We start from the raw sequence: 25,958 nt of genomic DNA, 5'->3' as shown, positions 1-25,958 counted from the left end.
ATGAAAAATAAAACAGCACTTTTATTAGAACTATGGATTGAAGCTAGAACCCGTTTTTCAAATCAATTGGAAACTATTTTGGCTGTAGATTTATCCAAAAAAATTGGAAGTGCGCCAAATTCTTTAGGTTTCTTGATTCGTCATCTTGGCGATGTAGAATTATTATTTGCCAAGAATGTATTTGGAGCTTCGGATATAAAAGTGGTCGCTAAAACAGTCATTGATAAATATGACAACGGCGAATGGACAGATTTAGAAAGCTTAAAAACCTATGTTCACTTTTCTTTTGAAAAATTGAAAGAAATTGTTGCTACGCAAACCGATCAAGATTGGGAAACGAGCATCACTACTAAGGAATTTGGTACTAAAACAAAAGCAGAAGCGTTCGGAAGAATTGTATCGCACACTGCTTATCATGCCGGTCAAATGGCGATTGTAATGAAATATGGACTTTAAAAATAGAATAAAATGAAATCAATTAGTTTAAAAATCTTCACAGTATTGCTTGTTATTTTCGTAGGCTCTTGCCAAGGAAATTCAAAATCGGAAACCGCAACAACCGTTGACAACGCATCAAAGGAATTGGTGGATAATCAAATCCAAGTCATTCAGTTTCATTCCGAGAATCGTTGCATGACATGTAACAAAATTGAAGCCTTGGCGTTGGAAACGTTGAAAAGTTATCCTGAATTACAATTTCAATTGGTCAATGTAGATGATGCAAAAAATGAACAATTATCGGAACAATTTGAAGCTACCGGAACCGCCTTATTTTTATATAATTCTGCTACTAAACAAAAGCTAGATTTAACCGAGTTTGCCTTTATGTCTGCCGGTAATGAAGCCAAATTTGAAACTGAATTGAAAAAAGAAATCGAAAAATTTATTAACTAGTCAATCGACACATTGACCAATTGACACATTACACTATGGAATGGCTTAACGAATTAGCTCAAAATAGAGAAACGCCTTTACTCGCCGCTTTAGCTTTGGGATTACTCACGGCGATTGCTCCTTGTCCGTTAGCAACGAACATTACAGCAACGGCTTTTATTGCGAAAACAATTAAAAGCAAACGGAAAGTAATTTTAAGTGGTTTATTGTACACCATCGGTAGAATGTTCTCCTATACATTAGTGGCGACAATTATTTATTTTGGTGCAAGTAAATTTCACATTGCTAAATTATTTCAAGGCAATGGCGAAAAGTACATTGGTTTTGTTTTAGTGGTCTTAGGTTTAATCATGTTGGATGTGATTCAATTCAACTTCATCAAAGGCGGCAACTTAACCGATAAACTATCCGACAAATTCAAAAACAAAGGTTTATTGGGTTCGTTTTTGCTGGGGGCATTATTTGCCTTGGCTTTTTGTCCGTATAGTGGAGCCTTATTTTTTGGTATGTTGGTGCCAATGACCATTCAATCGGGACTGACTTTACCGTTAGCTTTTTCGTTGGGTACAGGATTACCGGTCATTCTTTTTGCCTTTGTCATTGCATTCAGCATTCAAAAATTAGGATTATATTTCAATGCGATAACCAAATTTGAAAAGTGGATGCGCAAGGTTGCAGGGATTATTTTTATATTGACCGGCTTGTATTATATTACAATTTATTTCAAGCTACTATAAATGAAAAGGATGACTTTTGGTCATCCTTCCTCTTTAACAAAAGTTTGGTTATAATTTATCCACCGGTAATTTATACGTAGGGTCTTCCATAATATTTACATCAATAATCGCTTCTGCTTTGTTGAGTAAGTTAATACAATCTTGACTCAAATGGCGTAAATGCACTTTTTTACCTAGTTTGAAGTAACGGTGTGTAATTACGTTTAATGCTTCGATTGCGGACATATCTGCCACTCTACTTTCCTTAAAATCGATGATTACTTCGGCAGGGTCGTTGACTACATCAAATTTTTCTGCAAAGCCCTGAACTGAACCAAAAAATAACGGTCCGAATATTTCATAGTGTTTGACTCCGTCCTCATCCACAAACTTTCTAGCACGAATTCGTTTGGCATTTTCCCATGAATAGGCTAATGCGGATAAAACTACACCCAATAAAACGGCTATTGCTAAATTGTGTGTAATAGCTGTAATTAATGTTACCACGACCATGACAAATACATCTGACCAAGGCATTTTTTTAAACGTTTTAAAACTAGCCCATTCAAAAGTACCAATGGCAACCATAAACATCAAGCCTACTAAAGCAGCCATCGGTAATTTTTCAATTAAACCGGAACCAAACATGATGAAAACCAAGAGCATAACTGCTGCAACAATTCCCGATAATCGGGCTCTAGCTCCGGCAGAGGTGTTGATTAAGCTTTGACCAATCATGGCACAACCACCCATTCCGGAGAACAAACCGGACAAGATGTTTGCAGAACCTTGCGCGATACATTCTCTATTGCCATTTCCACGGGTTTCAGTAATTTCATCGATGAGGTTTAGTGTTAATAAACTTTCAATTAATCCTACTCCGGCTACAATGCACGCATACGGAAAAATAATTTTTAAGGTGGTTAAATCAAAAGACAGATCCGGAATTGTTAATGGGGGAAAACCGCCTTTGATGGTTTCACCGGCATTTAATGTGTCTCCCACTGTCATGGTGTCTACGCCAAAACCAATTACAATTGCCGCCACAACGATAATGGCTACCAATGAAGACGGGACCACTTTTGTGATTTTAGGAAAACCCCAAATGATGAGCATAGTTAGTAAAGTAAGACCCAGCATGATGAATAGGGTAGAGCCTTCTAATAAATTTGAAGTTCCTTTTTGGTAAAAATTAGGAAATTGAGCCATAAATATTATGATGGCTAGACCATTTACAAATCCAAACATCACCGGATGGGGAACCAAACGTATAAATTTACCCAACCGCAAAACACCTGCGAGTATTTGTAGGATTCCGGCAATAATTACAGTGGCAAAAACGTATTGTAAAATTGTTTCAGAAGTTATATCGGGAAAAGTGTTTCTTAATTCTAAAATTAAACCCACAAAAATCACGGCGATTGCACCGGTTGCACCGGAAATCATTCCGGGTCTTCCTCCCAAAACGGCGGTAACCAATCCCATCACAAAAGCTGCATATAATCCGGTTAAAGGGGAGAATCCGGCAATCATGGCAAAGGCTATCGCTTCGGGAACTAGGGCTAAAGAGACGGTTATGCCAGATAAAATTTCTGTTTTGTAATCTACTTTCTGTTTTAAGTCGAATAAATTAAATACTTTTTGCATACTGAAATAATAAAAGTTTTTTGTGTATTCGTAAGATACACAGTAAATGAGTTTTGATAAATGAAAAGAAAATCCTTGGTTTATAGGTTGTAAATCAAGGCGGAGTAACTTTAATAAAAGAGGTAGTTTTTCTCATAACGGGTGCAAATATAGGTTTTTAAAGTTATTAAGACAAACTAAAGAAAAAATGGTCTTTGGTTTGAGTATTTCTTCTTTGCATTTTAAAACTTTTATATTAATGGTTAAGAAAAAATAAATTGTGTATTTTTGAAATGGATATAACCAATATTTTTTTTCAATGGCTACTAACAAAACTACAGAAACGCAAGAAAATGCATTCGATTTTATTCATTCTTTCGTTGACAACGATCAAAAGAAAACAGATAGTTTTCGGCTCATTGAATTGATGCAGGAATGGTCTGGTTTTGAAGCCAAAATGTGGGGGCCATCCATCATTGGGTTTGGGAGTTATCATTACAAATATGCAAGTGGTCATGAGGGCGATGCTCCGCTGATTGCTTTTTCACCGCGAAAAGCGGCATTTTCTCTTTATGTTTACTCTGCTAGAGAAGACAACAAGCATTTGCTGGATAATTTTGGGAAATTCAAAATAACCAAAGGGTGTATTTACATTAAAAAACTTTCCGACATTGATTTAACAGTGTTAGAAAAAATGTGTCGTGATTCGATTGCGTATTTGGAAGAGCATTATGCGTGTGGGTGTAGAAAGTAGAGCATGCGTCAATTGACAAGGACAGGATTTGGAAAAGAAATTATTTTTATGGGGATTTCATTTTTTAGTTATCAATTTGATAAATGCGGCTTTAACGCTATATTTATTTTAGTTGTATTCAAACACAGTATTTCTTAAGTTTTTCAAATCTGTGTTCAAAAAATGCACTTTTAAGTTCTGACTATTTCCCAATATTCCGAATCATTCCACCAAAAATAAAATAATGAAACGGCACTAAACTGTACCAATACAATCTTCCAAAAAGTCCTCTTGGTCTAAAGGTCGCAATTTGGTGCAAAACATTTTCTTCGTCAATTCTAAATTCCAACCACGCTTCACCGGGTAGCTTCATTTCGGCAAACAAAAGCAATCTTTTTTCTTCTTTATTGGCCAACAGAACACGCCAAAAATCTAATGAATCACCGCTGTCTAAATTGAAAGGGTGTGTTCTTCCTCTTCGTAAACCAACGCCGCCAAAGAGTTTGTCCATGAATCCGCGAGCTTGCCACATCCAATTACCGTAATACCATCCTTTTAATCCGCCAATTGTCCAGATGTTGTCTAGTACTTTCTCTGGGTTTTCAATCTTCATTTTCTTCTCATCTTTCAAACAACCAAAAGTGGGTACCTGAATAAATTCGGATAAATTGTGTTGAAAACGTCCGCTTACTAAACTGTCTTTCCAGCTGGAAATCACTAAGTTTTGTTCGATTTTGATAAAAGCTAATTTGATTGCTTCGGTATAGGAAATGGGTTTAATTCCGAGCATTTTTTGCAAACGATTGTCGTTGCAAATCACTTCCATTTTCATGCTATCTACTAAGTTCATGGCTAATGTATACGACGTTGAGGTTACAAAATACAACCAGTAGGAAGATAATTTTGGGGTCATGATTGGAACCGTAAAAACCCAATTGCGGAATCCTCTTGTTTTGGCGTAGAGCTGCATCATTTGTTTATACGTCAACACATTTGGTCCACCAATATCAAAGGAATCGTTGTAGCATTCTTCTTTGAGCAAAACACCCATTAAATATTGAATGACATCGCGAATGGCAATGGGTTGGGTTTTGGTTAACACCCATTTTGGGGTAATCATGACGGGTAATTTTTCACATAAATCCCGAATAATTTCAAAGGAAGAGCTTCCGGAGCCCACAATTATTCCGGCACGAAGTACCGTTAGGTTATAATTACCGTGGTATAAAATGTCTTCCACATTTTTGCGAGATTGCAAATGTTTGGAAAGCGTGTTGTTGTTTACGATGCCACTTAAATAGATCACTTGTTTCACGCCAATGTGGTTCATGTAGCGATTGAAATTTTCGGCGGCCTTGGATTCCATCGTATCAAAAACTTGCGTAGAGGCTGACATGGAGTGAATTAAATAGTAGGCCACATCAATGTCTTTTGGGGTATTTTCAAACGAAATTTCTTCTAAAAAATCTACTTCCCAGATTGTAATGGAGTTGAGTGTTGCTTTATCTAAACCCAATCGGTTTTTATCGCGAACGCAACAAATAATTTCGTGATTTTGCGATAAAAGTTCGGGTAACAAACGACGACCAACATAGCCATTTGCACCTGTGAGAAGGATTTTCATTGTAGTTATTTTTTTAAAGGTACTAAGAAAAACAATAGAACAATCGTTAAATTGTTTTGAAGATGTTTACCACGGAACTACTGATGTATTGCACACCAATGGCAATTACAATAAATCCAATGATTCTGGAAATGGCCACAATTCCCGAAGCACCTAATATCCTGGAGAGGTAATGAGCACTTTTGAGAATAAAATAAATGACTACTGCCACTGCTAAAATAGAGATAACGGCAATTATCTTTTCACTGATTTTGGTATAATCCTGATAAAAAGCAATTAAAAGCGAAATAGAACCCGGTCCTGCCAACATTGGGATGGCTAATGGGGTCAAGGCAATTTGGTTGCGGGTTTGCGCATCGCTTTCCACTTTTTTGTTCACCCCACGGGTTTTACTAAAATTCCCGGTGAGCAACGAAAAACCGGAACTTACAATGATTAAACCACCGGCAATTCGCAGTGCATCAATACTAATTCCGAAAAACTTCAACACATATTCACCGATAAAAAACGAGATGATTAAAATGATAAAAACGTTGAGGGCAGTTAATAATGAAACCCGAGAACGTTCTACTTTGGTATAATCTTGTGTTAATCCCACAAAAATAGGTACTGCTCCCAACGGGTTTAACACAGAAAATAGGGCTGCGAAGATGTATATGAATAGTTCCATTGTTTTTTTTGCAAAATAAAGATAACTCACCATTTAGTAAGTTATCAAATCAACAAAACAAAGTTACTATAAATCGTCGATATAAGTAGGCGAATTATTCGCTTTAAATTGATTTATTTTTTCAATGAAGCTATTCACGCTTTTATTTTTGGGTGGTGCATCAATGGAAATAAAATGATGGTCCATGTGCAGTGTGACACTATTTCCAGGTTTAAAAACAACTAATTTATAAAAAGGGATCACAAGTGAAAAAGTCTCCAATAAAGACCGAAAACGAATAATTATTCCATTTGGGCGTAATTCGATGTTACAAAAATTTCGGTTGTTGTCATAGGAAAGAAGTGTGGCAATTTCTTCGCTGGTTTTGGTAATGTCTAATCGCGGAGAACCGACACCATTTAATTTTATGTTGTCTAACAAGCCAAAAGGATTTCCGACCAAATCATTTATGGCTTGGTTTATTTTTTTTTCGTTGTAGGAAGTGTTTACCAGCATTTTAATGTGTCAATTTGTGCATGTGTCAATTAGTCAACTTAGTATTTAGTGTAAAATTAATCAATTGAATTGTTTGATTCGAGTGAATTAATAAAGGTTTAAGAGTTGTTTTATTTATAAAATTGGACGAAGTTTATAAAAAGCACTACTTTTGTGCGATAGAATAATAAGATGAAAAAAACTTTAGTTATTGGTGCTTCCACAAATCCGGAACGCTATTCTTTTATGGCCATAAACAGTTTGCTTAAAAAAGAGCATGCCGTGGTGGCTATTGGTCAAAAGTTGGGTGAAGTAGCCGGTGTAAAAATCCAAACCAAACAAATTCCGTTTAAAAATATCCATACTGTCACTTTGTATTTGAATCAGAAAGGGCAACGAGATTACTACAATTATATCGTTGGTTTGCAACCTAAACGCGTTATTTTTAATCCAGGCACAGAAAACCCTGAGTTTTATGCGTTGTTGGGGATTAATAATATTAAAGTGGAGGTGGCATGTACGTTGGTTTTGCTTTCTACGAATCAGTATTGAGGGTTGTAGGCTGTAGGTTGTAGGTTGTGGGTTGTAGGTTGTGGGTTGTAGGTTGTGGGTTGTAGGTTTTTTTTAAAATACAGTTCTTATTTACCTTTTACGGATAAGCATCAATCCTACAAAAGTTAATAATCCATTCACGATTAGTATTTCAAATCCAAAGGCAAAACCGAACCAAGCCTCGCTGTTGAGGTTGAGTATAATTGACGTAATTACTGCAAAAATAGCGACAAGAGGTACCCATTTGTCTTTCACGTTCCATTTGGTGAATAATCCAAAACTATAGAGACCGAGCAAAGGGCCGTAGGTGAATCCGGCAAATTTTAATACTTTATCGATAATACTGGCATCCTCCACAAAGTATTTAAATCCTAAAATTACCAACACAGAGACTAACACAAACATCTTGTGGATTTGCTTTCTAATGACGACCTGTTTTATGGTATCGTATTTTTTTTCTATTTCTAAAATGTCAATACTAAACGAGGTGGTGAGTGAAGTTAATGCACTGTCCGCACTGGAGTAGGCTGCGGCAATTAATCCTAAAACAAAGAAAAATGCCACGCCAATTCCTAAATATTCATTGGCTAGAATGGGGAAGAGTTGGTCTTTGTGAGCATCAATGTTGTATTTTAAAGCATATTCGGTAAACAATAATCCCATCACTAAGAAAAGAAAATTTACAAAAGTGAGCACAATCGTAAACCAAAACATGTTCTTCTGAGCATCTTTTAAACTGCGGCACGTGAGGTTTTTTTGCATCATATCTTGGTCAAGACCCGTCATCACAATCGCAATAAAAGCCCCTGATAAAAACTGTTTCCAAAAATAATTGGGCGAACTAATATCTTCAAAAAAGAAAGTTTTAGAAAAATCACTATCGGCAATAAAACCGGAAAGAGTGGAGATATTTAATCCTAAATCTTGCGAAACGGTGACAATACAGAAAACCACGGCTATCAGCATGAACAACGTTTGCAGCGTGTCTGTCCAAATAATGGTTTTGATTCCGGATTTATTGGTATATACCCAAATTAGTAAAATGGTGACGGTAACGGTTACCCAATACGGCACATTTAGTTTGTCGAAAACGATTGTCTGCAGTACATCGGCTACCAGCATTAATCGTAAGTTTGAGCCAACCGTTCGAGAAAGTATAAAAAACCAAGCTCCGGTTTTATAGGCATTTTTACCAAATCGGTCGCCTAAATAGGTATAAATTGAAGTAAGATTTAATCGGTAGTAAAGTGGCAGTAAAACGGTTCCAATAACAAAATAACCCACGATATAACCAAGAACCAATTGAAAATAAACAAATTGAGACGCTTCTACTTTTCCCGGAACAGAAATAAATGTAACCCCAGAAAGCGATGCACCAATCATTCCGAATGCGACTAAATACCAAGGAGAGTTTTTATTGGCTTTAAAAAAGGCATCGTTTCCTTCGTCTTTTTTACTGATTAAAGAAGAAATTAGAATAAGTAATCCAAAATAGCCGAGAATGAGTAAGAGAATAGAAATCGGTTCCATCTATAATTTTTAATTGGTTGGCAAATTACAAAAAGGAACCGGCATTCTAATTTAGAACTTATTTTTTATTTAAAAATTCCTTCCAAAGGTTTGAGTTGCTCCCTATCGATATCCGATTTTTGAAGAGCACTCAACAGCGTCATAAAATCTTCGGGATTCATTTTGTCGCCTAAAACACGAACCACGGCAAAACCATTTTCGTCTTTACTTCCGTAGAGCACAAACTCTTCGATAGCATCGTCTTTTCCAACAAAATAAACCGCTGCACCTTCTTTACCGGAACCAAATTTCATTAATTCCTGGTATTTTTCGTCTTTTAAAATTTCTTTCACTTTGGTTTGCTCACCATCAAATTTAGTCTTGTTTTTCTCGGTAAGTTTAAAGGCTAAGACGTTCATTTTTTTGAATGATTTCAATGCTTCTTGTTGTTCTAAAGACAATACTTCCGGCTTAATGTTTAGCATGCTGGTTGACATATCTATTGAGATGAAGTCGGTAGATTCAGTTTTTTCTACAAAATATTTTTGTAAGCTTGGTTCTTTTTCACAGGCGATGAAACTCACCAGCAAGAGGGTTAAAACTATTTTTTTCATATTATTTACTTTTTAACGTTTGTAAAATTCGCTCTTCATTTTCCGAAAGAGGCAAAGCATTATTAGTTTCCCAGAAATTTTCGGTAAAATTCATTCCGTTTGAATATAAATTTCTTTCCTTAAAAAGTTTATTTTTTTCCGGGAATGATGAAACATCGTCTGTAAAATCAGTCACCACCAAATCACTTATACACATCATTCGGTCATTCATTTGCTTACCAAATTTTATGTGCAAGTCAATTAGAGATTTTCTGTAACCAGGAATGTATTTCCCATTGATGAATTTATAAGTTTGCTTAATTTGAATATCATGAACTGCAAATTTCATGATCAATGCATTAATTGTTTCGACGTATTGTTTATGGTTTTCAGCCATTTTTATATCAATATCTAAAACTACTTTTTGAATAGGGTCATAAATGATTTTTCCTGTTAACAATGCTTTTTTAACGTTCGGTTTTGGCTTTATATAAATGACTTCCAGTGTATTTCCGTTTTGGTCTTTTTTAGAACGAAGTTCATACTCGTAGTTCTCGTTGGCTTTTTCAGATGAAAGTGTTTGGATGTATTCATAGGTAAAAAAACCATTGGCGGCTTTTTGAATATCAAAAAAGGAATCCATTTCAGCTAAATCAGCCTTTCCTTTTTTCTCAATTTCATCATCACTAGCCAACTGAAATGCTCGACTTTGATTGACAACAAGTTTACCTTCCACTTTTTCTTTCTTTTTAGGTTGAATGTAAAAATCAATCATTCCATCTGCGAATTTTGAATACTTATTATTGATTTGTACAAATTCACGATAATACGTTTCCAATTTGATGCTTTTATCCAATTGGTTTTTTGAATTGAGTAACACTCCGGCCAAAATTTGATTGATTGGTTTGTTGGTTACAATTACTTCTTCCAAAGCCATCTCATCCGATTCTAAAAGTATTGTTACCGGTTCTGCTTTGATTTCTTTAACCAAAAATACTTGCGTTTTATAACCAATATGACTGATTTCAATGTTTTCGGCATCTTTTGGAATATAAAATTTGAATGCACCATCTTCGTTAGAAATAACCCCTTGTGTAGAATTTTGAACAAGAATATTGGCAAACGGAATGCTTTCCTGCGTTGTTTTATCAACAATCTTGCCTTCAAAAATAAGCGATTGAGCCGTTGATGGTAAAGCAATTAAAGCGAAAAGGAACAAGTAAATTTTTTTCATGTGTCGGATTGGTGTTAGTTTAATGAATTGCCAAGGTAAGAATTTACAACAAAAAAAACTTTGCCAAAATTGGCTCTTGACAAAGTTTTCACTATTTTATTTCAAAAGATTACTTATTTTTTTTCGACGCTTTTTTCAAATTGTCTCCGCCGGGAAGGTTCATTTGATCGGTTAATGCGGAAATTTCATCTAAATTAAAGTTGCCGGTTAACGAGAATAAAACGGTTTCGTTGTCTTTGGCGTTTCCTTCAATAAACATAAATAATTCTTTTACGATGGTATCATTTGCCCCGGAACGCATGTAGATTTTTACGTTTTTTCCGCCGTCTGAAATTCGCATTAACTCATCCATACCGGAAGTTTTTAAATATTTATCGGCTGTCGCTCGCATTTCGGCAGTTTGTTTGTTACTCGAAGTGATAAATACTTTAAGGTTATCTAACTTTTTAAGCAAATTTACATACTGTTGTGTTTCTTTGTCGTTGGCTTTCACTTTACTCATCATTTCAAACATTTTTTTGTTTACGATGATGGTTTTCACATCTTCTGGTCCGTCAAATTTGTCAAAAACAGATTGAGCAAATAATACTTGAGAAAGTAGTAATGCAGCAAACACTAATAAAGAGGTTATAATTCTAGTCATTTTTTTATTTTTTAAAGATTAAATTTTTTGAGTTTTCGTATTCATTAATATACTTTACACTTTCCATGCCAATGTTCACTTTTTCAGACAAAAGAGCTAAGGCTTTGTGTGTTTCTTCAAAGGCTTCTTCGGGTGATTCAAAAGAGCCTAATTCAGCATTTGTTTGTTGTGGTTGGTTGTTTGGCGAATAGTTTATAAACGTAATTATGCCTACTAAGAATACTAAACTTGCGGCAAATGCTATCCTGGCAACGGTAATTTGTTTTTTAGTTTTTAAGGATAATGTTGGCGTAAATTGCTCTTCTTTTTCGGCAGAAAAGTAACCAAAAAGCGGTTTGTAGTGCTCTAAATGAGCGGCTACTTGTTCGGTTGAAAAGTACTGTTTCAACTGAATTTCTTCTGCAATGGTGGTTTCTCCTTCGAAGTATTTTTCCAGTAATTGTTCTATTTTAGCTAATTCCATAGTGATGGGTTTTAGTCATTTTTTCTCTAATTGTTTTTCTGGCTCGGGATAAATTCACTCGAACCGCTGTTTCATTCATATCAAGTATTTTGGCAATTTCTTCGAATTCGTATTGCTCGATGTCACGCATTTGAATGATTAATTTTTGTTGTTCAGGCAATTCGTTAATCATTTTTTCCACCCAATTTAAACTATCTTGATCTTCGATTTTTTGGTCTACTCGAGTTTCATTACTTGCAAAATTAGTATGCACAATTTTTAAATTCGAAGCTCTTTTCGACTTTAGTTGATCCAAACAATAATTTTTGGTCATTGTCATCGCAAATGCTTCTACACTAGCATAATTTTCTAAACCGTTTTTTTTGTCCCACAATTTTACCAAAATATCTTGAGTGGCATCTTGTGCTTCTTCGTTACTCACTAACAAACGCTTAGCAAGCCGAAAGACTTTATCTTTAAAAGGAGCAATGAGATGGATGAACTCATTCTGATTCATTGGTTAGACTTTCAGTTAGGTTATAAAATCAAGACGATTCATCATCTTTTTTGTTACAAAGAAATCAATAATAAAACTAAAGTTACTAAATTTACGTTTTTAAAGATAAAACCTGCTATGAAAAAAATTTTAAAATTTGGTATGATGATATGCTTCACCGCATTAATTTTTCAATCGTGTGAAGATTATGATGACAATCCTGTTCCTTCTGCTCTAGAAGTCAAAGATTTCGTTTGGAAAGGATTAAATTTATATTATTTGTGGCAAGCAGACCAACCAAAATTAGCGGATGATTTATTTGAAACACAAAGAGATTTGAATATTTTTTTGGATGAGTATGAAAGTCCCGAAGCTTTGTTCGCCGATTTAAAAGTGGCACCAGCAATTGATCGATTTAGTGTAATATTCAGCGATTACACCGTGTTAGAAAATGCGTTGCAAGGTGGATTTAGAACGAATGGTATAGAATTCAGCTTACGTTTTAAAGATGAAACACAAACGGATATTTTTGGTTATGTGCGGTATGTTTTACCCAATACGAGTGCTGCTAACCAAGGGATTACACGTGGAATGATTTTTTATTCCATCAATAATATTCCTTTATCCGTATCAAATGAATCCATTTGGCGTGCCGCTTTTAGAGAAGATACTTATACATTACAATTTGCGGATTATGATGGTGGAACTATTACGCCAAACGGAATTTCGTTAAGTTTCACCAAAGTTCAATACACCGAAAACCCTGTTTATATAACCAATGTGATTGAAGTGGAAGATAAACGAATTGGCTATTTAATGTACAACGGATTTTTCTCCAATTTTGAAACCCAACTCAACCAAGCTTTTGGTGAATTGAAAGCGTCAAATGTCACGCACTTGGTACTGGATTTACGTTATAATTCAGGTGGGTCGGTAGATACTGCCACCCGATTAGCGAGTATGATTACCGGTCAGTTTAACGGACAAGTGTTTGCCAGACAAGTTTGGAACCAAAAAGTGATGAATTTCTTTAATCAAACAAATCCAGAACAATTAATAAATCGTTTCACGAATCAAATTGCAAATGGGAATACACTCAATAGCTTAAATTTAAACAAAGTATATGTTTTAACAACAGGTTTGACCGCTTCTGCCAGTGAATTAATAATTAACAGTTTGAAACCCTATATCGATGTGGTTCAAATTGGCACCACCACTGTTGGCAAAAATGATGGGTCCATTACTTTATATGATTCGCCCACGTTTGGTTCAAATAACAGAAATCCAAATCATCGCTACGCCATGCAACCGTTGGTATTGAAAATAGCCGATAAAAACGGGAATGGAGAATATCAAGCCGGAATAGATCCCGCTCTAGAGCAATTTGAAAATGTAGCCAATTTAGGTGTTTTAGGCGACCAAAACGAACCTTATTTCAATACAGCTATCAACGATATTTTAGCTAACGGAAGAGTTGGCAATCGATACATTGAATCCAAAGATTTATATGTGGAAGACAGCAAATCGCTGCGCATACTAAGCAACGAAATGTATGTTGAAAAAATTCCGGAAGGATTATTCAGAATGTTACATTAAAAAAAAGGATGTTCGCCATGAACATCCTTTTTTTTTAATTTTTTTAAAAATTAATCATTAAAATAAAATCCTGCCGGAATAACACCAACAGTTTCTTGTTGCAATAAATCACCTGTTAACGAATACACATACACTTTTCCGTTTGAATTATAATCAACGGCATCACCCACATAAATTTTATTGTTTTCAACAGCAAAGCTATATACTCCATAAACACCTTGTGCCGTTGTGCTGAAAAGTGGAGTAGAGGGCAAGCTTGTAGCTGTTAGAGATGCTTTATAAACAGCAGAATCAATAGTATAATATAGTTGTCCGCTTTCTTCAACTAAATTAGACGGATGTTCAGCATCTTCAAAATCAAACGTACTGATGACGGTATTGTTGGTTAAATTGATTTTTGTCAACGTACCAATTGTTTCATCATTAGTCCAAGATGGTTTTCCTCCTGCCAACACATATAACGTGTTATTTTCAATAAACAATGAATTAGGAACATCCCCTACCGGAATTGCAGCCGTAACGGTATTGCTTGCTGAGCTAATCACAGAAACAGTTTCTCCGTAACCAAATCCGCCTTGGTGAGCAACATACAGGTTCCCGTTTTTTTCGATGATGCGTTCCGGTCCTTCTGTAACAGGAATTGTTGTTGAAATTGTATAATTTGTCAAATTCAAAACGGCTATATAATCATCTTCTTCATTTCCGCCGTCTCCCCAATTAGTTACATATCCTTTCCCGTTTGCGAAGGCAATGTATCTTGGGTTATTTAAACCGGTTGAAAAAGTTGTAATGTGTTCTAAAGTATAGCGATTTATCACTTGAATCGAATTCGATAAATTCAACACCACAAACGCTTTATCTTGATAAAAACCAATATCTTGGCCTGTATCGCCTAACGTAACCGTTGGATTAACCACGGCGAAAGCATTGTTTTGAAAGACACCAAAATCATCAGACAAATAGGAAATCGAGCTATTTCCACCGCCAAAATTTCCTTGATTTAAAATCAACACACCATTTTCATAATCCCCTAATGGCAAATTGATAATTGCATCGTCATCATCGCTACAAGAAGTAAAGAATAGACCAGCGGTCAAAGCTAAAAGTAAAAGTTTTTTGAAGTTCATTTTATTATAAATTTAAAGTTAGATACACTTGAAAATGTCTTCCCGGCATCGGACGAGAAGCAACGTTTTGATAATTTGTGTTTTCGAGATTCAAAACCTGAAAACCGAGTCGATAGGTAGTTGTTTTTCCAAAATCATAGTCGGCTCCAATATTTGAATAGTTGTAGGAATCCAAACGATAGAAATTATCTGAAGAAGTAAACACTTCGCCATTCAACAGCGTTTGAAAATAGGCTGTGAGTTTTTGATAAGAATAGGAAACAGAACCGTTTGCTTTATGAATAGGAACATAAATCAATTGCTTTTCTAAATCATCTCGCTTTGAAATCGTGTACGCATACGAAGCATTCAAAGCAAAATGATGATTCCCAAAATTCAATTTATTTTCCAGTACTGCTTCCAAACCATAAATGGTCACCTTGTCGGTGTTTTGCGGTTGCCAAAGTCCGGATGAGTTGGGAATCCACCGCAACATATCACGCAATTTACTGTAAAAACCAATGAAAGACAGTTTAGTATTTTGATAGTTGAATTCCTGACCAATTTCAGCTTGAATGGCGTGTTCAGGCTTTAAATCAGGATTGCCGCTTCCTTGCCAATACAAATCATTGTAAGTTGGAATACGGTAATTTTTAGAAGCATTTAATTTGATTGTATAAAAGTCTGTCACATTCAATCGCGTTCCAGCCGAAAAAAGTAAGGGACTCTCATAACGATCTGAAATTTCATTTCGAACCCCTAATTCATAATCAAATTTATCAGTTAGTTGATGTTTCCAAATAATGCTACCGCTACCAATTGTTCGTTTTTTTGGTAAAATATCCGAACCTTCGCCATCGTTTCGACTAACTTCAAAAACAGCCAAAATTTCTTTTTTTTCTGTAATTTTATAACTCGTTTCATACCTTCCTAGAAAGGTTTTTACCTTTCCAAACGTATAAAAATCAGCATCTTTGTTTTCAAAATAACGATATGATTCGGTTAAATAGGCCAATTTAACTTTAGTAGTCAATCGATTGTTGAAATTCACCCATTCCAACATATTTCGCGAATTAAAATCTTGGTATTTATTTTTAGAAAGCACGGTTATGGTGCCCGAAAAATACCGTTCACTATCAAACCAATGGCTATAAAATTTCAAAAAATTGTTTTCATTGATTTTATATCCTGATGAAAAATTTAGACTTTGATTATAAAAATTACCATTTTCATTTTTCTGCTTTCTACCAATGTATTCATAATCATTATCCGAACTATTTCTTGAACTACTCGCTTGATACGCCCATTTTTCCGAACCGCCTTCCAAGCCATAATTCAAACCAAGCGAATTAAAGCTACCATAATTGGCTCTCAGTTGATGTTTAGTTTTAGCATTAAATGCCAACAAATTCGTCAAATGAATACTTCCGCCAACTGCTCCGCTGCCATACAAAACGCTTCCACCACCGGAACGAATGCCAATCGAGTTAAAGTCTGCTGCATTGATTGTATTAAAATCCGTCTGTCCGTTTAGTTGCGAATTGATATTGATGCCATTCCAAATCACTGCTGTTTGCTGAGCCGTAGTTCCGCGAAACGAAGGCGACGAAACCATTCCGGCACCGTTTTCTTTAAAATATATAGGAGAATTAAAAAGGAGTAAATTAGTAAACGAACCCCTGTTCTTCTGCAACACGCTATCATTCAAAACCCGGATTTGTTGCGCATTCGAGAACTTTTGCAACTTTGCGTCAGAAACTACGACTTCGTTGAGTTGCACCATCGAATCGTTCTGCCCCAAAACCAATTGAAACAGCAATAAAGCCACACCGCAAAAGAGAAATTTCCAAGTCATAGTCATCAAAAACCTTTCTTCCCGAAGGTTCGATAATTGTTAAGCACTTGGCAGGTCTCCTGGCTTGCGTCTTGTTGTTGAACCTTCCCGGAGTGTAATTTCCAGTGGTATAATAAAGAATAACAACAAGCTTAATAGCTCACAGTTGCGGGAACAGCTCAGGATTTAAATTGAAGTAACTCATTTTCTGCTGACTGAAAACTGCTACTGTCTACTTTTTAACCTGATTCCCTTTTAATGCTCGGCCTAAAAACGGCGTTGCAACCAAAATACGAAGCAAAAGTAAACATTTTAAAGTAAACAATTCATAATTTTTTTCAGAAGCTATTCCGGCTTTTCGTTCCAAGTCCTCACAAAAAAACTATTTTTCTAAACCAAAAAGGAGCTCCCTTTGGTCGCTCTTTTTCGCTAAGAAAAATTAGTTTTTTTAGTTCCGGGCTTTCCACTGCAATCCGGGCTAGGGGAGCGTGCTTTACAGAAAATAAATTTAATTATTGTCATTTTTCTTATTCATCTTCATCCACAACCAAATAAATCCCACCACAAAGTGAAGTATAATAATACCGGCAACGATATACATAAACGTATTTGAATCTCGCATTTTATTTTTTGTGTAAAGTTAGAACGTCAACACCCTACGAAAGATAACATTTGTTACAAAGCACTACCTTTGCTAAAAATCTTTCGATGAAAAAAAATGTTTTGCTTTTTATTTTCGCTTTTTTATTTAGTGCATGTCAACAAAAGCAAGTGCCTCAGACCAAAAATAATTATTCAGCCAATTATATTCGTTACGCCGCCGGACTTTCCATTCAAAAGCACACCGATTATTCCATCGTAACCGTTTCCAATCCGTGGCCAACAGCTGATAAAAACTACACCTATATTTTACACAAACAATCAGCTAAAATCCCCGATAGCCTACAAAAATTTGTTGCCATTCAAGTTCCGATACAATCCATCGTAGTCACTTCTACCACGCACATTCCCGCTTTGGAATTATTAGAAGTAGAAAATAAATTAGTTGGTTTTCCCAATACAAATTACGTTTCTTCCGAAAAAACCAGGACGTTAATCGAAACCGGCAAAGTTCGCGAAATCGGAACTAATCAAAGCTTAAACACCGAGGTTTTACTCGATATGCAACCCGATGTAATCATCGGTTTTGGTGTAGATGGCGAAAAGAAAACCTATGACAATTTGCAACAAAATGGTTTAAAAATCCTTTACAACGGTGATTGGACAGAACAGCATCCACTTGGTCGTTCCGAATGGATTCAACTTTTTGGTGTTTTATTCGGATTAGAAGAAAAAGCAGATTCAGTTTTCAAAACCATCGAAAAAGACTATTTAGAAGCCATCGATTTAGCCAAAAAAGCGACTTCAAAACCCACTATTTTGAGTGGAGCCATTTACCAAGATCAGTGGTATTTGCCACAAGGAAAAAGTTGGGCAGCTCAATTTTTGGATAATGCCGGTGGTAATTATCTTTGGGCAGCATCCAAAGGAACCGGCAGTTTATCACTTTCCTTTGAAACCGTTTTAGAAAAAGCACAAAATGCTGATTTTTGGATTGGTCCAGGGCAATTCACTTCCTTTGAAGAACTCGAAAAAGCGAATCCAAACTACAAACATTTTAAAGCGGTTCAAAATAAAAATGTGTATTCGTTTAGTTCCAAAAAAGGTAAAACCGGTGGCGTAATTTATTATGAATTAGCTTCCAATCGTCCGGATTTGGTTTTGAAAGATTTAATCAAAATCCTTCATCCGGAATTAGTACCGAAGTATGAATTATACTTTTTTGAAAAATTGAAGTAGTTTATCAATCACATTTTAATTATTGTCTTAGTATATTTACGCCACACTTAATGTTCCTTAATGACTTAATGGTTTAAAAAATTGCCAACTCAAAAAAATAAAATACTATTCTTGTTTTTAAGTTTCGTTTTAATCGGAACATTTCTCCTCAATCTTAGTTTAGGTTCAGTTTCTATTCCAACAAGTGAAATTTTTACTTCTTTTATTGGAAACGAAATCAAAAGTTCTTGGGAAATTATTTTATGGAATTTCCGTTTGCCAAAAGCCTTCACCGCTATTTTAGTCGGAATGGGCTTGTCGATTTCGGGATTATTAATGCAGACCTTATTCAGAAATCCATTAGCAGGACCGTATGTGCTTGGATTAAGTTCGGGTTCAAGTTTGGGTGTAGCTTTTGTGATTATGGGAGCCGGTTTTTTACCTTCTTTTTTAGTTTCCGATTACGGAATTGTTTTGGCTTCTTCCATCGGAAGTTTTTTAGTTTTAATGGCGGTCTTAATCGTTTCGCAGAAATTGCGTGATACGATGGCCATTTTAATTGTCGGATTGATGTTTGGCAGTTTTACGAGTGCCATTGTGAGTGTGTTGAGTTATTTCAGCACCGCTCAGGAACTGCAAAAATTCACCTTTTGGTCCATGGGAAGTTTGGCTAATTTATCATGGAATTCAATCGCAATCTTAGCCACATGTTGCGGATTGGGATTGGTGTTAAGCATTTTTAGCATCAAGCCTTTGAATGCACTGTTATTAGGAGAAAATTATGCCAAAAGCTTAGGTTTAAATTTCAAGAAAACGCGTTTAATCATTATCTTCGCTACCAGTATTTTAGCCGGAAGCATCACCGCCTTTGCCGGGCCAATCGCTTTTGTAGGATTGGCTGTTCCGCATTTAGCCAAGTTACTTTTTCAAACCAGTAATCATTTTATTCTATTTTGGAGTACGTTATTAATCGGAGCGATTTTGATGTTGGTTTGCGACAGCATTGCTCAACTTCCCGGGAGCGATTATACCTTACCCATCAACGCCATAACTTCGATGGTTGGAGCACCGGTTGTGGTTTGGTTATTAGTTAGAAAACGAAAAATAATGATTTAAAGAAACCTTAGTACCTTAGCATCTCAGCACCTTAGCACCTTCAAAAAATGATTCTCCAAACGCAACAACTCAGCATCGGCTACACTTCCAAAGGAACCACCAAAACGGTAGCCTCTGACGTCGCAGTTAGTTTGGAATCGGGAAAATTAATCGGTTTAGTAGGAGCCAACGGCATCGGAAAATCAACGTTATTGCGAACAATTACCGGCATACAAAAACCACTTTCGGGAACCGTTTTAGTAAACCAAAAACCAATTGAATCGTTTGAACCTTTGGCTTTAGCTCAACAAATCAGTGTGGTGTTGACAGAAAAATTACCACCAAGCAATTTAACCGTTTATGAATTAATTGCTCTGGGAAGACAACCTTATACCAATTGGCTTGGGAAATTATCAAATGAAGATAAAATACAAATCGATCAGGCAATCGAGTTGACAGAAATCAATCATTTAATGAATCAAAAACATTATGAAATTAGTGATGGTCAATTGCAAAAAGTTTTAATTGCACGAGCGTTGGCTCAAGACACGCCGTTGATTGTGCTGGATGAGCCTACCACGCATTTGGATTTATTGCATAAAGTTTCGCTATTTAAACTCTTGAAAAAGTTAACGACAGAAACTCAAAAATGCATTTTGTTTTCTACCCACGATATCGATTTAGCGATTCAGTTGAGTGATGAAATGATTGTGATGGATGGAAAAACGGTCATTCAAGATCAACCTTGCAATTTAATTTCAACGGGTGTTTTTTCTACCTTATTTAAAAACGAACATATTCAATTTGATGCTTCCAAAGGCAAGTTTGTAATCATTTAAAACGTAACGATTTTTTTACATTCATTTTAGTAACAAATTAGTTTGTCAACTACTAATTAGTAAACTTAAAATGAAATAGTTATGGATGCTAAATTTTACAAATTTTTATACGGTGGTTTTGTTCTTTTCGGATTGTATTATGCTATTTTTTCAAAAAATTTTGGTGATGCTGCAATGATGTTAGGGATTGCGTTGGCTTTTGACCCATTTAATAAACAACAAGCATTTAATGAACGACCCATTTGGCAGAAAGCTTGGTTGATTGTTCATTTAGTTTTAGTTTTTACTTTTTTTGGAGTTTCTTTATTTAAAATAGTCCGCTAGATTTTTTCTTTTTTGATTTGTGTTCGTGTTTTTCTTTTGCGTATTTTTACTCTTCAAAAAATCATCGCCACATGTCAGACATTATTCTTTTTACCATCGTATTTATTCTTGCGTTAGCCATCGGAATTTATATTGGAAAACTATTGTTTACCGCTCAATCCAAATCAGAAAAATCCAGTTTGGAAGAACGCGTGAATGGACTTTTATTACAAATTGAGCAACTGAAAATACGTTTTCAGGAAGAGCAAAATCAATTTTCAAAAAATTTAGAATTAGAACGAAAAGATAAAGAAGAAATTCGCCGAGAAAAAGATTCTTTATCGATGCAATTGACCAAAAAAGAAGCCGATTTTGAAAATCTTTGGCAACGCAACAAAGAGCAAAAACAAGAAGTAGAAGAATTGCAGGAAAAATTTACTAAAGAGTTTGAAAATTTAGCCAATAAAATTCTGGAAGAAAAAACGGTAAAATTCACTGAACAAAATAAAGAGAATTTAAAAAATATTTTATCCCCTTTACAGGAAAAAATTCAGCATTTTGAGAAGAAAGTGGAAGATACGCACAAGGAAAGTATCGATTATCACGCCGCTCTCCGTCAGCAAATTGTAGGGTTGAAAGAAATGAATGAGCAAATGAGCAAGGAAACACTCAATTTGACAAAAGCGTTGAAAGGCGATAGCAAAATGCAAGGCAATTGGGGCGAATTAATTTTGGAACGAGTTTTGGAAAAATCAGGTTTAGAAAAAGGGAGAGAGTACGAAGTGCAGCAAAGTTTTACTACTGAAGAAGGTAGCCGTGTTTTTCCGGATGTGGTGATTAATCTTCCGGATGGAAAGAAAATGATTGTGGATTCAAAAGTTTCGCTTACTGCTTATGAACGTTATGCTAATGAAGAAGATGATGTGCAAAGAGCGGTTTTTTTAAAAGAACACATTACTTCCATCAAACGCCATGTGGAACAATTAAGTGAAAAGAATTACCACGATTTGTATCAAATGGAAAGTCCGGATTTTGTATTGCTTTTTATCCCGATTGAATCCGCTTTTGCCATTGCTTTGAATGAGGATAATTCGTTGTATAACAAAGCCTTTGAAAGAAATATCATCATTGTTACACCGACAACTTTGTTAGCTACGTTGCGAACGATTGATAGTATGTGGACCAATCAAAAACAACAAGAAAATGCCTTGGAAATTGCCCGTCAAGCCGGAGCTTTATATGATAAATTTGAAGGATTTGTTTCCGATTTAATCAAAATCGGCAAAAAAATGGACGAAGCAAAAGTGGAATATGGCAATGCCATGGGAAAATTGGTAGAAGGGAAAGGAAACCTAGTGGGCAGTGTAGAGCGTTTACGAAAAATGGGAGCTAAAGCCAAAAAAGCACTTCCTGAAAACATATTAAAACGAGCCGAAGAGTCGCACGAAGAATTGTAGGTTATTATAATGAATATATCGATTAAAATGGTTAATTAACGATAAATTCAAACTTATTGGACTAAAAACTTGTTCATTAGATAAATAATATGTTATTTTGAAATAAAAATTATACTATATGAAAAAGTATTACACTTTTTTACCTTTTGCATTTTCATTTGTTTTGTTGAGTTATTTCGTCGTCTCTTGTTCAGATGATGATAAATATACACCTGTTGATGATTTACCGATTGCTACGAATGATGTTTTGACGTACACGGCAGGTATGCCAGTTGACATCAACGTGCTTGAAAATGATACAACCGGAGATGAAGTTGATCCTGCCACTGTCAGTTTAGTCGATGGTGTAGATACTGATTCGAATGGGACATTGGACAGAAAAGAAGTATTCGGAGAAGGTGTTTGGAGTGTTAACAGCGAGGGAGTTGTGAATTTTAGTCCCGTTCTTACTTTTTTAGGAAATCCAACCATTGTCTCTTACACAGTAATGGATTTTCAAGGGAATTCTTCAAATGCAGCAACCATAGCCTTAACGGTAGTTTCCGGTGTAGTAGTTGATTTGTCTCAAGTACCCTATGCTAAATTATCCGATTACAATTTTTTTGTGGGTTTAATGAAAGACCAAAATCCTACCTTGGGTGTTTTGCCCTATGAGCCAGCAAGTTCTTTATTTACAGACTATGCTTTAAAAAAGCGATTTGTTTGGATGCCAGAAGGAACCCTAGCGACTTATAATGGAGATGGAAATGTTCTAGAATTGCCGACTGGAGCCGTAATCATCAAAAACTTTTATTACAATAACGTTCAACCCTCAAATACCACTCGAATTATTGAATCGAGATTAATGATCCGTAAGACAACGGGTTGGATATTTGCTGAATATGTCTGGAATGCCGAACAAACAGAGGCTTTTCTAAGCATGAATGGCAGTAATACGTCAGTTACCTGGTTAGATGAAAACAATATTCAACGCAGCACTAATTACCGAATTCCATCAGAAGGAGAGTGTTTTGTATGTCACAAATCTAATGAGGTTGCTATTCCAATCGGAATCAAACCACAAAATATTAACGTACCTTACAATTATGTTACCGGTTCTCAAAACCAATTGGCAAAATGGATTCAAATGGGGTATCTTGAAAATACTATACCTTCAAACATTTTAACGACTGTAAATTACAAAGACGAAACACAGTCTTTGGATTTACGTGCACGTTCTTATGTAGATATCAATTGTGCTCATTGTCATCAGAGTAATAGTCATTGCGATTATCGACCCATGCGTTTTGCTTTTAGTGAATCAGCAGACTTAGTGAATATGGGTGTTTGCGTAGATACGCAAGACATGGCAGGATTTCCTTCTGCATTAGGAAGAATTGTAACTCCCGGAAATATCAATCGTTCTATGTTACATCACCGAGTGGGCTCAACCGATACGGCTGTAATGATGCCATTAGTCGGTAGAACATTGGTACACGAAGAAGGCTTACAATTGATAGAGGCATGGATAAACTCACTTGACCCTTGTGAATAATCATAAACAAATTAAATTAATTAACCATTATGAAGAAAATTACTTTTATTTTATTTTTACTATCCGGAATTTTTTCTGCGGTAGCTCAGTCAACTTGTGCCGAGCCAACTGTGTTGAATGGAGCCGGACTTTATCAAGTAGAGGAAATCCTTGGCACTGATGTTGCGTCTCCAATATGCGCAAATAATGGTGTGGTAACTAATAGTCCAAAATCGGAGTGGTTTAGTTATACCCCAAGTGAAGATTTTACGGTAACTATTACAACAGATATTGATGAAAATACGCCTAGAGTTGATACTCGCTTTCACGTATATACAGGAAGTTGTGGAAGTTTGACTTGCTTTGCCGGCGATGATGACAGTGGTGTAGGCAGTAATAACTATTCTTCTGTAGATACATTTATAGTAACAGCCAATACAACTTATTTGATCGCATTTGATAATAAATGGACGTCTAACGGCTTTACATTTCAATTATTAGAAACACCTTACGAAACACCACCAGGAAATCCAGTTACCTTTAGTAACATGAATGTTAGTAGCATTAACAGTCAATATAACATTTGCGTTGTAGACATGAATGGTGATTTTTTAGATGACATTGTAGGAGTAAGTTCTAGTAATATTCGTATCCATACTCAAAATGCGAATGGCACTTTTACCATGACCGATTACCCAACAACACCGGCAGAAAATATGCCGAGTTGGAGTTTAGCAGCCGGTGATTATAATCGCGATGGTATAAATGATTTAATGTATGGCGGTGGAAGTGGTGTAACTTTTATGAAATCAAATGAATCAGGAACTGGTTTTGATCAAGTTAGTTTTGAACCGTATGTTTTTTGCCAAAGAACAAATTTCATCGACTTAAATAACGACGGGCATTTAGATGCTTTTTCTTGTCATGATGTTCAACCTAATGTTTATTTTTTAAATGACGGAACCGGTGAATTTGATTTTTACCAATCCAATGTTACTCCAGGTGCAATTTCCTTAGGTATTTTCCCTTCTGGTGGAAATTATGGTTCTATTTGGATTGATTATGATAATGATGGAGACCAGGATTTATTTATCGCAAAATGTAGAGGTGGATCTAGTGGTGCTAAGTTTAATGAGCTTCACAGAAACAATGGAGACGGAACTTTTACGGACGTATCAGTAGAATCTAATCTTCGTGACCCACTTCAAACTTGGTCAGCTGCTTGGGCAGACTTTGATAACGATGGCGATATGGATGTTATTGTTGGTGCAAGCTCCTTTACTGATGGCGGACATAAATTCATGCGAAATAATGGTGACGGAACTTTTACAGACATTACTGAAGGTTCCGGTTGGGATACTAATACAAGTACAAGTATAGAACATATTGCACATGACTTTAACAACGATGGTTTTGTTGACGTAATGGGTGGAGGAAGTAAAATTATGTATAATCTAGGTGATGGTACTTTTACTGCTGCATCAACGGGTTTTGGAGTTAGTGCTGTGGGTGATTTAAACAATGATGGTTTTTTGGATTTTCAAACGGGAAATACCTTGCGTTTAAACAATGGAAATTCAAACAATTGGATTAAATTGACTTTACAGGGAGTAGAAAGTAACCGAAACGGAATTGGTGCCCGAATCGAAATTTACGGTGCATGGGGAAAACAAATTCGCGATGCAAGAAGTGGAGAAGGTTTTGAGTACATGAGTACTCTTAATATCCATTTTGGTATTGGAGAGGCTACTGCCATTGATCAAGTAATCGTACGTTGGCCATCGGGTGTTATTGATACTTTTGATAATGTAGAAATTAATCAGACTTTAGCTGTTGTTGAAGGTGGTACTTTAAGTGTTGGCGACAATGCATTTACAAGTTTTTCTGTTTATCCAAATCCTGCAAAAGATGTTGTAACTATAAAATCTTCAGCTACTTCACAAGTAGTTTCTGCAGAGATTTATGATATTAACGGAAAGAAAGTATTAGCTTCACCAGTTGTAAATGATACTTTTTCAATTCAATCCCTTTCAACAGGAACGTATATTCTTTTAGCAAAAGACAGCGAAGGAACACTTTCAACCCACAAGTTGATTAAACAATAAAAATACCTAGCCAAACTAAATTTTGAAAAAGCCCTCCTTTGTGAGGGCTTTTTTATAACTTTGAATTTCAAAAAATAATACAAACA

25 protein-coding genes and 1 riboswitch are annotated in these 25,958 nt (G+C 35.7%); of the genes, 13 read left to right on the top strand and 12 right to left on the bottom strand.

Features of this window, described 5'->3' with window-relative positions; translation table 11 throughout:
• The 3 genes from B0I10_RS11450 to B0I10_RS11440 are packed head-to-tail and all read left to right on the top strand — an operon-like array spanning position 1 to position 1,631.
• Positions 1-456, top strand: a complete 456-nt coding sequence (locus B0I10_RS11450; RefSeq protein WP_112086647.1) for a DinB family protein — start codon at positions 1-3, stop codon at positions 454-456.
• A gap of 12 nt (positions 457-468) precedes the next feature.
• On the top strand, positions 469-894 hold the full coding sequence (locus B0I10_RS11445) for a nitrophenyl compound nitroreductase subunit ArsF family protein (protein WP_112086646.1): 426 nt from the start codon (positions 469-471) through the stop codon (positions 892-894).
• A 35-nt stretch (positions 895-929) separates the two neighbouring features.
• The gene (locus B0I10_RS11440) at positions 930-1,631 is read left to right on the top strand and encodes an aromatic aminobenezylarsenical efflux permease ArsG family transporter (protein WP_112086645.1); all 702 of its coding nucleotides are present in this window, start codon (positions 930-932) and stop codon (positions 1,629-1,631) included.
• Positions 1,632-1,679: 48 nt separating this feature from the next.
• Here the strand turns inward: B0I10_RS11440 and B0I10_RS11435 are convergent, their stop codons facing one another.
• A complete protein-coding gene (locus B0I10_RS11435; RefSeq protein ID WP_112086644.1) occupies positions 1,680-3,257 on the bottom strand; it encodes a SulP family inorganic anion transporter in 1,578 nt (525 codons plus the stop codon).
• A gap of 298 nt (positions 3,258-3,555) precedes the next feature.
• On the opposite strand from B0I10_RS11435, the gene B0I10_RS11430 reads away from it, so the two are divergent.
• Complete coding sequence (locus B0I10_RS11430) at positions 3,556-3,990, top strand: DUF1801 domain-containing protein (RefSeq protein ID WP_112086643.1); 435 nt, start codon at positions 3,556-3,558, stop codon at positions 3,988-3,990.
• 181 nt (positions 3,991-4,171) lie between these two features.
• Here B0I10_RS11430 and B0I10_RS11425 read toward each other — a convergent pair whose 3' ends face one another.
• The 3 genes from B0I10_RS11425 to B0I10_RS11415 all read right to left on the bottom strand — a co-directional run bounded on the left by B0I10_RS11425 (position 4,172) and on the right by B0I10_RS11415 (position 6,758).
• A complete protein-coding gene (locus B0I10_RS11425) occupies positions 4,172-5,593 on the bottom strand; it encodes an SDR family oxidoreductase (RefSeq protein ID WP_112086642.1) in 1,422 nt (473 codons plus the stop codon).
• A 46-nt stretch (positions 5,594-5,639) separates the two neighbouring features.
• Positions 5,640-6,263 carry a MarC family NAAT transporter gene (locus tag B0I10_RS11420; RefSeq protein WP_112086699.1) on the bottom strand — a complete coding sequence of 208 codons (624 nt, stop codon included), beginning with the start codon at positions 6,261-6,263 and terminating at the stop codon, positions 5,640-5,642.
• A 66-nt stretch (positions 6,264-6,329) separates the two neighbouring features.
• A complete protein-coding gene (locus B0I10_RS11415; protein ID WP_112086641.1) occupies positions 6,330-6,758 on the bottom strand; it encodes a hypothetical protein in 429 nt (142 codons plus the stop codon).
• A 171-nt stretch (positions 6,759-6,929) separates the two neighbouring features.
• On the opposite strand from B0I10_RS11415, the gene B0I10_RS11410 reads away from it, so the two are divergent.
• Positions 6,930-7,289, top strand: a complete 360-nt coding sequence (locus B0I10_RS11410) for a CoA-binding protein (RefSeq protein WP_112086640.1) — start codon at positions 6,930-6,932, stop codon at positions 7,287-7,289.
• Positions 7,290-7,379: 90 nt separating this feature from the next.
• Here B0I10_RS11410 and B0I10_RS11405 read toward each other — a convergent pair whose 3' ends face one another.
• The 6 genes from B0I10_RS11405 to B0I10_RS11380 all read right to left on the bottom strand — a co-directional run bounded on the left by B0I10_RS11405 (position 7,380) and on the right by B0I10_RS11380 (position 12,227).
• Positions 7,380-8,819, bottom strand: coding sequence for a sodium:solute symporter (locus B0I10_RS11405; RefSeq protein WP_112086639.1), 1,440 nt, complete (start codon positions 8,817-8,819; stop codon positions 7,380-7,382).
• A 65-nt stretch (positions 8,820-8,884) separates the two neighbouring features.
• Positions 8,885-9,412, bottom strand: a complete 528-nt coding sequence (locus B0I10_RS11400; RefSeq protein WP_112086638.1) for a DUF4252 domain-containing protein — start codon at positions 9,410-9,412, stop codon at positions 8,885-8,887.
• Position 9,413: 1 nt separating this feature from the next.
• Positions 9,414-10,625 carry a carboxypeptidase-like regulatory domain-containing protein gene (locus B0I10_RS11395; protein ID WP_112086637.1) on the bottom strand — a complete coding sequence of 404 codons (1,212 nt, stop codon included), beginning with the start codon at positions 10,623-10,625 and terminating at the stop codon, positions 9,414-9,416.
• Between the two features lie 109 nt (positions 10,626-10,734).
• Positions 10,735-11,268 (bottom strand): DUF4252 domain-containing protein, encoded by a 534-nt coding sequence (locus tag B0I10_RS11390; protein WP_112086636.1) that lies wholly within the window; start codon positions 11,266-11,268, stop codon positions 10,735-10,737.
• Positions 11,269-11,272: 4 nt separating this feature from the next.
• The gene (locus B0I10_RS11385) at positions 11,273-11,731 is read right to left on the bottom strand and encodes a hypothetical protein (RefSeq protein ID WP_112086635.1); all 459 of its coding nucleotides are present in this window, start codon (positions 11,729-11,731) and stop codon (positions 11,273-11,275) included.
• A complete protein-coding gene (locus tag B0I10_RS11380) occupies positions 11,718-12,227 on the bottom strand; it encodes an RNA polymerase sigma factor (protein ID WP_112086634.1) in 510 nt (169 codons plus the stop codon). Before B0I10_RS11380 ends, B0I10_RS11385 begins: the two co-directional genes overlap by 14 nt.
• Positions 12,228-12,344: 117 nt before the next feature.
• On the opposite strand from B0I10_RS11380, the gene B0I10_RS11375 reads away from it, so the two are divergent.
• The gene (locus B0I10_RS11375; RefSeq protein WP_112086698.1) at positions 12,345-13,802 is read left to right on the top strand and encodes a S41 family peptidase; all 1,458 of its coding nucleotides are present in this window, start codon (positions 12,345-12,347) and stop codon (positions 13,800-13,802) included.
• 50 nt (positions 13,803-13,852) lie between these two features.
• Here B0I10_RS11375 and B0I10_RS11370 read toward each other — a convergent pair whose 3' ends face one another.
• Both B0I10_RS11370 and B0I10_RS11365 read right to left on the bottom strand, forming a co-directional pair.
• Positions 13,853-14,929, bottom strand: coding sequence for a YncE family protein (locus B0I10_RS11370; protein ID WP_112086633.1), 1,077 nt, complete (start codon positions 14,927-14,929; stop codon positions 13,853-13,855).
• 4 nt (positions 14,930-14,933) lie between these two features.
• Entirely contained in the window at positions 14,934-16,763 is a 1,830-nt protein-coding gene (locus B0I10_RS11365; RefSeq protein WP_112086632.1) for a TonB-dependent receptor, read from the bottom strand.
• Positions 16,764-16,795: 32 nt separating this feature from the next.
• Positions 16,796-17,047, bottom strand: a riboswitch (cobalamin riboswitch).
• Between the two features lie 403 nt (positions 17,048-17,450).
• Between B0I10_RS11365 and B0I10_RS11360 the strand changes: the two genes are divergently transcribed.
• The 7 genes from B0I10_RS11360 to B0I10_RS11330 all read left to right on the top strand — a co-directional run bounded on the left by B0I10_RS11360 (position 17,451) and on the right by B0I10_RS11330 (position 25,872).
• A complete protein-coding gene (locus B0I10_RS11360; RefSeq protein WP_112086631.1) occupies positions 17,451-18,581 on the top strand; it encodes an ABC transporter substrate-binding protein in 1,131 nt (376 codons plus the stop codon).
• Between the two features lie 111 nt (positions 18,582-18,692).
• The gene (locus tag B0I10_RS11355; protein WP_245942988.1) at positions 18,693-19,676 is read left to right on the top strand and encodes an iron ABC transporter permease; all 984 of its coding nucleotides are present in this window, start codon (positions 18,693-18,695) and stop codon (positions 19,674-19,676) included.
• Between the two features lie 47 nt (positions 19,677-19,723).
• Positions 19,724-20,494 carry an ABC transporter ATP-binding protein gene (locus B0I10_RS11350; protein WP_112086629.1) on the top strand — a complete coding sequence of 257 codons (771 nt, stop codon included), beginning with the start codon at positions 19,724-19,726 and terminating at the stop codon, positions 20,492-20,494.
• A gap of 81 nt (positions 20,495-20,575) precedes the next feature.
• Positions 20,576-20,818: a hypothetical protein gene (locus B0I10_RS11345; RefSeq protein ID WP_112086628.1), complete on the top strand. Its 243-nt coding sequence runs from the start codon at positions 20,576-20,578 to the stop codon at positions 20,816-20,818.
• 71 nt (positions 20,819-20,889) lie between these two features.
• Positions 20,890-22,254 (top strand): DNA recombination protein RmuC, encoded by a 1,365-nt coding sequence (gene rmuC, locus B0I10_RS11340; RefSeq protein WP_112086627.1) that lies wholly within the window; start codon positions 20,890-20,892, stop codon positions 22,252-22,254.
• A gap of 118 nt (positions 22,255-22,372) precedes the next feature.
• The gene (locus tag B0I10_RS11335) at positions 22,373-23,788 is read left to right on the top strand and encodes an Ig-like domain-containing protein (RefSeq protein WP_112086626.1); all 1,416 of its coding nucleotides are present in this window, start codon (positions 22,373-22,375) and stop codon (positions 23,786-23,788) included.
• 29 nt (positions 23,789-23,817) lie between these two features.
• Positions 23,818-25,872, top strand: a complete 2,055-nt coding sequence (locus tag B0I10_RS11330) for an FG-GAP-like repeat-containing protein (RefSeq protein ID WP_112086625.1) — start codon at positions 23,818-23,820, stop codon at positions 25,870-25,872.
• The last annotated feature ends 86 nt before the right edge of the window (positions 25,873-25,958 follow it).

This window comes from Flavobacterium lacus (assembly GCF_003268815.1).
In the GTDB taxonomy this organism is placed as follows: Bacteria; Bacteroidota; Bacteroidia; order Flavobacteriales; family Flavobacteriaceae; genus Flavobacterium; species Flavobacterium lacus.
Note: the sequence above shows the minus strand (reverse complement) of the source record. Positions and strands in the feature narration are given on the sequence as shown.

Coding starts and splice junctions, on each gene's coding strand:
- rmuC (WP_112086627.1), top strand. CDS start 20,890: ATGTCAGACATTATTCTTTTTACCATCGTATTTATTCTTGCGTTAGCC.
- B0I10_RS11390 (WP_112086636.1), bottom strand. CDS start 11,268: ATGACTAGAATTATAACCTCTTTATTAGTGTTTGCTGCATTACTACTT.
- B0I10_RS11410 (WP_112086640.1), top strand. CDS start 6,930: ATGAAAAAAACTTTAGTTATTGGTGCTTCCACAAATCCGGAACGCTAT.
- B0I10_RS11375 (WP_112086698.1), top strand. CDS start 12,345: ATGAAAAAAATTTTAAAATTTGGTATGATGATATGCTTCACCGCATTA.
- B0I10_RS11420 (WP_112086699.1), bottom strand. CDS start 6,263: ATGGAACTATTCATATACATCTTCGCAGCCCTATTTTCTGTGTTAAAC.
- B0I10_RS11445 (WP_112086646.1), top strand. CDS start 469: ATGAAATCAATTAGTTTAAAAATCTTCACAGTATTGCTTGTTATTTTC.
- B0I10_RS11335 (WP_112086626.1), top strand. CDS start 22,373: ATGAAAAAGTATTACACTTTTTTACCTTTTGCATTTTCATTTGTTTTG.
- B0I10_RS11415 (WP_112086641.1), bottom strand. CDS start 6,758: ATGCTGGTAAACACTTCCTACAACGAAAAAAAAATAAACCAAGCCATA.
- B0I10_RS11365 (WP_112086632.1), bottom strand. CDS start 16,763: ATGACTTGGAAATTTCTCTTTTGCGGTGTGGCTTTATTGCTGTTTCAA.
- B0I10_RS11345 (WP_112086628.1), top strand. CDS start 20,576: ATGGATGCTAAATTTTACAAATTTTTATACGGTGGTTTTGTTCTTTTC.
- B0I10_RS11440 (WP_112086645.1), top strand. CDS start 930: ATGGAATGGCTTAACGAATTAGCTCAAAATAGAGAAACGCCTTTACTC.
- B0I10_RS11395 (WP_112086637.1), bottom strand. CDS start 10,625: ATGAAAAAAATTTACTTGTTCCTTTTCGCTTTAATTGCTTTACCATCA.
- B0I10_RS11450 (WP_112086647.1), top strand. CDS start 1: ATGAAAAATAAAACAGCACTTTTATTAGAACTATGGATTGAAGCTAGA.
- B0I10_RS11405 (WP_112086639.1), bottom strand. CDS start 8,819: ATGGAACCGATTTCTATTCTCTTACTCATTCTCGGCTATTTTGGATTA.
- B0I10_RS11385 (WP_112086635.1), bottom strand. CDS start 11,731: ATGGAATTAGCTAAAATAGAACAATTACTGGAAAAATACTTCGAAGGA.
- B0I10_RS11400 (WP_112086638.1), bottom strand. CDS start 9,412: ATGAAAAAAATAGTTTTAACCCTCTTGCTGGTGAGTTTCATCGCCTGT.
- B0I10_RS11350 (WP_112086629.1), top strand. CDS start 19,724: ATGATTCTCCAAACGCAACAACTCAGCATCGGCTACACTTCCAAAGGA.
- B0I10_RS11360 (WP_112086631.1), top strand. CDS start 17,451: ATGAAAAAAAATGTTTTGCTTTTTATTTTCGCTTTTTTATTTAGTGCA.
- B0I10_RS11370 (WP_112086633.1), bottom strand. CDS start 14,929: ATGAACTTCAAAAAACTTTTACTTTTAGCTTTGACCGCTGGTCTATTC.
- B0I10_RS11425 (WP_112086642.1), bottom strand. CDS start 5,593: ATGAAAATCCTTCTCACAGGTGCAAATGGCTATGTTGGTCGTCGTTTG.
- B0I10_RS11435 (WP_112086644.1), bottom strand. CDS start 3,257: ATGCAAAAAGTATTTAATTTATTCGACTTAAAACAGAAAGTAGATTAC.
- B0I10_RS11380 (WP_112086634.1), bottom strand. CDS start 12,227: ATGAATCAGAATGAGTTCATCCATCTCATTGCTCCTTTTAAAGATAAA.
- B0I10_RS11330 (WP_112086625.1), top strand. CDS start 23,818: ATGAAGAAAATTACTTTTATTTTATTTTTACTATCCGGAATTTTTTCT.
- B0I10_RS11430 (WP_112086643.1), top strand. CDS start 3,556: ATGGCTACTAACAAAACTACAGAAACGCAAGAAAATGCATTCGATTTT.